Source organism: Streptomyces rhizosphaerihabitans (genome assembly GCF_025399795.1).
Classification (GTDB): domain Bacteria; phylum Actinomycetota; class Actinomycetes; order Streptomycetales; family Streptomycetaceae; genus Streptomyces; species Streptomyces rhizosphaerihabitans.
The window spans coordinates 155,003-162,269 of the sequence record NZ_JAODTZ010000018.1 but is presented as its reverse complement, the minus strand read 5'-3'; the positions used below and the strand labels follow the sequence as shown (position 1 = coordinate 162,269).

The 7,267-nt window shown below is 71.4% G+C and carries 5 protein-coding genes and 1 pseudogene; 3 read left to right on the top strand and 3 right to left on the bottom strand.

Annotation, left to right across the window (positions count from 1 at the left end; all coding sequences use genetic code 11):
* Both N4G66_RS20210 and N4G66_RS20205 read right to left on the bottom strand, forming a co-directional pair.
* Positions 1-565 (bottom strand): maltotransferase domain-containing protein (locus N4G66_RS20210; protein ID WP_261705520.1); only part of this gene is annotated, 565 nt, incomplete at its 3' end.
* Positions 566-665: 100 nt separating this feature from the next.
* Positions 666-857: pseudogene (locus N4G66_RS20205) on the bottom strand (DUF5133 domain-containing protein); the annotation flags it as partial.
* A gap of 304 nt (positions 858-1,161) precedes the next feature.
* Between N4G66_RS20205 and N4G66_RS20200 the strand changes: the two are divergent.
* The 3 genes from N4G66_RS20200 to N4G66_RS20190 all read left to right on the top strand — a co-directional run bounded on the left by N4G66_RS20200 (position 1,162) and on the right by N4G66_RS20190 (position 6,179).
* Entirely contained in the window at positions 1,162-1,677 is a 516-nt protein-coding gene (locus N4G66_RS20200; RefSeq protein ID WP_261705519.1) for a pep a2, read from the top strand.
* Between the two features lie 356 nt (positions 1,678-2,033).
* The gene (locus tag N4G66_RS20195; RefSeq protein WP_261705518.1) at positions 2,034-4,634 is read left to right on the top strand and encodes an ATP-binding protein; all 2,601 of its coding nucleotides are present in this window, start codon (positions 2,034-2,036) and stop codon (positions 4,632-4,634) included.
* 147 nt (positions 4,635-4,781) lie between these two features.
* Complete coding sequence (locus N4G66_RS20190) at positions 4,782-6,179, top strand: FAD-binding oxidoreductase (protein WP_261705517.1); 1,398 nt, start codon at positions 4,782-4,784, stop codon at positions 6,177-6,179.
* Positions 6,180-6,203: 24 nt separating this feature from the next.
* On the opposite strand, the gene N4G66_RS20185 is transcribed toward N4G66_RS20190, so the two are convergent.
* Positions 6,204-7,010 carry an SAM-dependent methyltransferase gene (locus tag N4G66_RS20185; protein WP_261705530.1) on the bottom strand — a complete coding sequence of 269 codons (807 nt, stop codon included), beginning with the start codon at positions 7,008-7,010 and terminating at the stop codon, positions 6,204-6,206.
* Between the last annotated feature and the right edge of the window lie 257 nt (positions 7,011-7,267).

Below are 7,267 nucleotides of genomic sequence, written 5' to 3'. Positions count from 1 at the left end.
ACGGGAGGGAGCGGGTGAGCCGTTCGCGCAGCGGATGCTCCGCCAGAGTGGCCTTGACCGCCGGCGCCAGGGCCGCCGCGAGCCGGTCGGCCGGTGGCCGGGCGTCGTCGCGCAGGGCGTCCGCGGCGGCCAGTACCGTGCCCCGGCCGGCCCCCTCGGGAACCCCGGCGGCGGCCCGCTCATGGAGTGCGGCGCCCTCCTCCAGGACGAGACCGACGTCGATCCCGGCCGGGATCTTGACCTCGGCGGCGCGCCGCCACCCGGTCACCGGGTCGCTCCACGCCTCCACCAGATAGGTCCAATGGCCCATGGCCGACGGAGTGACGTGGGCGCCCCAGCGGTCGCTTCCGGGAGCCAGTTCACGCATCGGCGTCCACGGGCCGGGGGTGCCGCTCGGGTCGCACAGGACGACAGCGGCGCCGACCACGTCATGGCCCTCGACGAACACGGTGGCGGTGACCTGGAAGGTCTCGCCGACCACCGCTTTGGCGGGCCGTCCGCCGCATTCGACGACCGGCCGCACATCCATGACGGGTATGCGGCCGGTGTCCGTGTTCGCGTCCATGCGTCTTGCCTCCGCGGTTCTGGGCCCGAATCGTCGTTGCCGCGAAAGGCCCTTTCGGTGCGGTCCTTCGGACCGTCGTTCAGATCCGTGCCGGAACGTCCTGCAGATAGACCTCGGCGGCGTTCGCCGCCTCCCGCGCGCAGCGCTTCCCCATCAGGACGCACAGGGTGTAACCGGTGTTCTCGAAGTTCCCCCGCACCACACGGTCGGCGGGAGTCGCGAGAAGCAGGCGTTCCCATGCCCGATAGCGCTCCAGGTGCCTGGCGACCTCGGCTTTGGCAGGCAGCAGCATCACGCTGGTCACCTTCCCGATCTCTCGACCGCGCACGGCTCGCCTGGCCGGCGAGTGAGGGCCGTACGCGAAGGGGAGCCGCCCCGTCATGGAGCGACACCCTCACTCATGGTGCCTGTACTGCGACCGAGCGTCTTGTTGGCTCTTCAACGACATTGGGGTCGCTCTCGTGTTGCACGAATGGAGTAGCCCTCTCATCCTGAGGTGACTCAGGAGCGATCAGTGCTCACGCTTCGTGCTCGGGGTTCGGTCCCGCAGGGGGGCGAGGAGGAGCGAGAGCTTCGCCGGTGAGGAGCCAACGACGATGAAAGCCGCAGTTCCCTGCTACTACCACCTCGATGTGGAGCTCAGTCAGGAAAGGGTCGGACAGGTCAAGCGGATCCTGGCCGCGCACCTCCGGTACTGGAACCTGGAGAATCTCGTCGAGTCCGTCTGCCACTGCGCGGAAGCGCTGCTCCGCACGATCGAGCAGCACGCCGCCGACAAGAACACGACCATCGAGATGTGGTGGAACGGCCAGCACCTCATCGCCGCCGTCTCGGACAACAGTCAGGACATCCGCCCGCACAGGGCGCCGCAGGGATGTCTCGCCCAGATCGCCGCCCTGAGCGACGGCTGGGGCTGCTGTGCCACGGACGTCGGCGGGAAGATCATCTGGTTCTCGTGGCGGGCACGCGCCGCCGAACACGCCCCGCTGGACCCGCCCGTGCCGGCTCCCAGCCTGCGCGAGGCGCGTCCGACACCGCGGTACGTGGTGCTGCCGGAACCCGTCCTCGCCGCCGCCGGCGAGGAGTTCGAGCCGGTCGTCACCCGCGGGTGACCCTTCAGCGGACCCGGCCGTGATCCTCGTACGGACATCACGTACGCACCTGGAACGGGCGCCCCTTCCCTCAGGGCGTGACCTGCGACGGTGAAGGATCCGACTTCGCCCGCTCCACCCAAGTCGCCGAGCGCGTCGATCTCGTACTGATCGACGCGCTCGGCGACGTCCGGGCGGTTCCCGTCGCCGGGGTCGGCGACCTGGTGGAATCGCTGTCTCCCGGGCGTCGGCCCGGTGCTGCGATCCGGATACCGGGGGCGCGTCCCCGGGACTGTGCCCCGTGCCCGACCAGCTTTCCCTGTAGGTGAGTTCACCGGCACCGCACCTACCGGGGCGCCGCGTGCCAGAATTGCGCCGTGGATCGGGGGATCCTCGAACGGGACCTTGAACTCGCTCGACTGGCTGCCGCGGCGCGCGAGGCGGCCGACGGCGCCGGGTCCGTGGCGCTCGTCTTCGGCGAGGCAGGTATCGGGAAGTCCAGCCTGGTCAAAGCACTGCCCAAGGTGCTGCCGGGTACTGCGCGCCTGTTGGTCGGAGCGTGCGACGACCTCACGACGCGCCGCCCGCTCGGACCGTTCCGCGACCTCGTCGGCAGCGTCGGCGCGGACCTGGCCCGAGCACTCACCGAGGGCGGCGACCGTCATCGGGTGTACGACGCCCTGCGCGCCGAGCTGAGATGCGCGCCGCATCCCGTCGTACTCGTCGTCGAGGACGTGCACTGGGCCGACGAGGCGTCGCTGGACGCCCTGCGCTTCCTCGTCCGCAGGGTGGAGCGGCTTCCGGCGGTGCTCGTTCTGACCTACCGTGACGACGAGTTGGACCGCGAACACCCGCTGCGCCATCTCCTCGGCCAGGTCTCCCGGGCCGAGCGTGTGCACCGGCTGCCACTCGAACGGCTCTCCGCGGCGGCGGTCCACCGGATGAGCGCGGCCGGCGGACTGGATCCCGCCCAGGTCTACGAAGTCACCTCGGGCAACCCGTTCTTCGTCGCCGAGGTGGTGGCGGCCGGTGGGACCGGGGGCGTACCGCCGACGGTCGTCGACGCCGTGCTGGCCCGGCTCCGGGGACTGGACGACACCACGCGGGACGCACTGGAGCAACTGGCCGTGGTGCCGTCCGCCGTCGAACGCCCGTTGGCCGACGCGCTGTTGCCCAACGGGATGGCAGTGCTGGCGGCCGCCGAACAACGCGGCCTGCTGGTGGTCACCCCCCGACGAGCCTGTTTTCGCCATGAGTTGATCCGCCGCGCCATCGCAGACTCGCTGCCCGCCGCACGGCGGATCGAGCTCAACCGGCGGGTGCTCGCCGTGCTCGTGACAGCGCCGGGCTCCGACGCCTCCCGGACCGTCCACCACGCGGCGGAGGCGGGCGACGCCGAGGCCGTCGCGCGCTACGGTCCGGACGCCGCCCTCGACGCCTCCCGATCGGGCGCCCACCGCGAGGCGGCCGCCCATCTGCGCCTCGTACTCGAACGGGGCGATCTCTTCGGTCCGGCCGAACGGGCCGGTCTCCTGGAGCGGTTCGCGATCGAGAGCTACACCATCGCGGACTCCGCGGCCGCGGTCCGCGCGGAGCGGGAGGCGGTCGCGCTGCGCAGGTCACTCGGCGACACCCGGGCGCTCGGCGCCGATCTGCGCTGGCTGTCGCGCATCCACTGGTGGGCCGGGGACGCCGGGCAGGCGCGCGAAGCCGCGCGGGAGGCCATCGCCGTCCTGGAGGGAGCGGGCGACGACCGGCTCCTCGCGCTCGCCCTCAGCAACACCTCCCAGCTGCACATGCTGTCCGACCGGCACACGCAGGCCGTCGCCTTCGGCGAGCGCGCCATCGAACTGGCCCGCCGGGCCGGGGACGTGGAGATCCTGGCCCACGCCCTCAACAATGTCGGCACCGCCCGCTGGCGGGCCGGCGACCCGCTGGGCCGGCCCCAGTTGGAGGAGAGCCTCAAGGTGGCCCTCGCGGCCGACGAGGTCGAGCACGCCTGCCGGGCGTACGCCAACATCATCTGGTCCCTTCTGGAGAACCTGGAGTACGCGGAGGCGGACCGATTTCTCGCTCCGGCCCGGCAACTGGCGGACCGCGCCGAACACCTGGGCTTCCTCGGCTACTTCAACGTCGAGCTGGCACTGCGCCGGTTCGCCGCCGGTGCCTGGGACGAGGCCGAGGAATACGCCGAACTCGGCGCGCACGACTTCGCGCCCGCCCGCTGCCCCGCGCTGACCGTGCTGGCGAGGGTGCGCGTGCGCCGCGGTACCGCCGGCGCGGACGAACTGCTGGTGCGCGCCCGGGAGATCGCGGACCGCAGCGCGGAACTCCAGCGCACCGCCCCGGTGGCGGCGGCACGGGCGGAGTGGGCCTGGCTGCGCGGTGACCCCGCCGCCGTCCTCGCGGCGGCGGGGCCCGGGTACGAGGAGGCCTGCCGGCTGTCGGCGGTCACCTACCGCGCGGAGCTCGGCTACTGGCTCGCCAAAGCCGGACAGCCCGTTCCCGCGGACCCGTCCGGCCATCCCTACGCCCTCCAGGCCGCGGGCTCCGGACGGGCGGCGGCGCACGCCTGGCAGGCCGCGGGCTGCCCGTACGAGCACGCCGCCGCGCTCGCCGAGAGTCCCGACCCGGACGACAAGCTCGCCGCCCTCGCCGTGCTGGACTCCCTCGGCGCGGGGCCGCTCGCCCGGCTGGTCCGCGCGGAGCTGCGCGCGCTGGGACTGCGCAGGATCCCGCGCGGCCCGCTCGCGGTGACCCGGGAGAATCCCGCCGGTCTCACCGAACGCCAGGTCCAGGTCATGCGGCTGCTGGCAAGGGGGCTGACCAACGGGGAGATCGCCGAACACCTGGTCGTCTCGGTGCGCACGGTCGACCATCATGTCTCCGCCGTCCTGGACAAACTCGGCGTACGCACCCGGCGGCAGGCCGCCGTCCGTGCCGCGGACCTGGGCCTGCTGACAGCCGGTGAAACGTAGGCAGTCCGGGTCGCCGAGCTGGGTGGGTGCCACGGATGTACGCTGATAATGAATCGGGCTAGAACGGGCACATCGGACCCATCGGCGGGGACCGGCCCAGGGCCCGTGTGCCGGGACCTGGGGCGGTCCCCAGATACGGGGATGCACATGTCCATCACACCGGTACAAGCGGCGCGCCAGGAACTGTCCGGCTTCAAAGGGCAGCTGATCGGCCCGGAGGACTCCGGATACGACGAGGCCCGCGCCGTCTACAACGCGATGATCGACCGGCGGCCGGCCCTGGTGGCGCGCTGCACCGACCCGGACGACGTCGCCCTGATCATCGGCTTCGCCCGCGACCACGCTCTCCCGCTCGCGGTGCGCGGCGGCGGTCATCACGGGGCGGGCCTGAGCACCTGCGACGACGGCGTGGTCCTCGACCTCTCCCCGCTCAAGGACATCGAGGTCGATCCGGCCGCGCGCACGGTACGCGTCGGCGGCGGCTGTGTCTGGGGCGAGGTCGACCGCGCCACCAACGCGCACGGCCTGGCCACACCGAGCGGCATCATCTCCACCACGGGCGTCGGCGGCATCACCCTCGGCGGCGGCATCGGACACCTCACCCGCAAGTGCGGGCTGACCATCGACAACCTGCTGGAGGCCGACCTGGTCCTGGCGAACGGTGAGCGCGTACGAGCCAGTGCCGACGAGAACCCCGACCTCTACTGGGCGATCCGCGGCGGCGGCGGCAACTTCGGCGTCGTCACCTCGTTCCTGTTCCGGCTGCACGAGGTGAGCACGGTCGTCGCGGGGCCCACCTTCTGGCCCGTCGAACTCGCCGCCGAAGTCCTCGCCGCCTACCGCGACTTCATCCCCGGCGCGCCCCGCGAACTGGGTGGCTTCTTCCTCGTCGGCTCGGTCCCGCCCGGACCGCCGTTCCCGGAGGAGATGCACCTGAAGAAGGTCTGCGGTGTGGTGTGGTGCCGCGTCGGCGAAGACGTCGACGCGGCGGCCCGGGACATGGCGCCGCTGCTCGACGCTCTGCCAGCGCCTCTGCTGCACGGCCCGGCGCCGATGCCGCACCCCGCGATCCAGTCCGCGTTCGACGGCGTCTACCCGCCCGGCGACCAGTGGTACTGGCGGGCGGACTTCGTCGACGAGATCCCCGCCGAGGCCGTCGACCTGCACGCCAAGTTCGGTGCCGAGGCGCCGACCTGGAAGTCGACGATGCACATGTACCCCATCGACGGCGCGGTCCACGACCACGCCCCTACGGACACCGCCTGGAGCTACCGCGACTCCGGCTGGGCCTCCGTCTTCGTCGGAGTGGACCCCGACCCGGCCAAGGCCGATGTCATCAAGCAGTGGAGCGTCGACTACTCCGAAGCCCTCCACCCGTTCTCCGCGGGCGGCGCGTACGTCAACATGATGATGGACGAGGGCCAGGAGCGCGTAAGGGCCAGCTATCGCGACAACTACGGGCGGCTGGCCCGCGTGAAGGCCGAATTCGACCCGGGCAACCTGTTCCGCCTCAACCAGAACATCGAACCTGCGACGTCCGACTGACGGCGAGGGCGGGGCGGGGTCCGCTCACGGCTTGCGGGCAACGCCTCCGTGGACGTCCGTGGGCTCGGGTGACGTACCGGGCTCCGGACGCCACAGGGGGCAGGACACGATGCCGGGCTCGACCAGCTCGAGGCCCTCGTAGTACGCGCCGATCTGCTCGGGGCTGCGCAGCACGTACGGGATCGCACCCGTGTCGTCGTACCCCTCCTGGGCCTCCTTGAGCGCGGCGTCGGTGTCCGTGCTGTCGTAGTGCACGAAGCAACTGCCGGAGGGCAGCGCGGCCTGGAGGCGCCGGACGATCGACCTGGCCTCGTCGTAGTCCTGGATGTGTCCGAGGATGCCCATCAGCATCAGGGCGACGGGCCTGGAGAAGTCGAGGATCCGGGACGCCGCCTCGATGATCTTCTCGGGCTCGTGCAGATCCGCGTCGATGTAGTCGGTGACGCCTTCGGCTGTACTGGTCAGCAGCGCCTGGGCGTGGCGCAGCACCAGCGGGTCGTTGTCCACGTAGACGATGCGGGACTCGGGTGCCACCCGCTGGGCGACCTGGTGGGTGTTGTCGTACGTGGGCAGACCGGTGCCGATGTCGAGGAACTGGCGGATACCGAGCTCGCCGGCCACGAAGGTGACGGTACGGATGAGGTAGTCGCGCGAGGCGCGGGCCATGGTCTCGATGTTCGGGGCGACTTCGCGGTACGCGTCACCGGCCACCCGGTCCACCTCGTAGTTGTCCTTCCCGCCCATCCAGTAGTTCCAGATGCGAGCCGAGTGCGGCACCGTGGTGTCGATCTTGGACAGCGCGTCCTGGTCGGGGACGGGTCGGTCTGTCATGGGAGTTCTCCTGCCGTGCGTCACGCGGTCGGTTCTCCAACCTATCGTCAACATGCTTACGCAAAAGCCGAGTTGCTGGATCGTGCGGGTGGGAACCCGGACGGGGCGGGCCGGTTCTCCGGTGTCGAGGGTGATCACGGGGACGTGCTGGGCCAGGGTGCGCAGTACCCGCTCGTAGGCACGGGCCGCCTCTGTGTCGTCCGTCCCGCCCGTCATGTGGAGGAGCGCGCCGTCGCGTTCGGCCACCGCCTCCGCGA

What these genes read in the sequence shown, in the direction of transcription:
- N4G66_RS20190 (WP_261705517.1), top strand. Translation starts at nt 4,782, where the DNA reads ATGTCCATCACACCGGTACAAGCGGCGCGCCAGGAACTGTCCGGCTTC.
- N4G66_RS20185 (WP_261705530.1), bottom strand. Translation starts at nt 7,010, where the DNA reads ATGACAGACCGACCCGTCCCCGACCAGGACGCGCTGTCCAAGATCGAC.
- N4G66_RS20200 (WP_261705519.1), top strand. Translation starts at nt 1,162, where the DNA reads ATGAAAGCCGCAGTTCCCTGCTACTACCACCTCGATGTGGAGCTCAGT.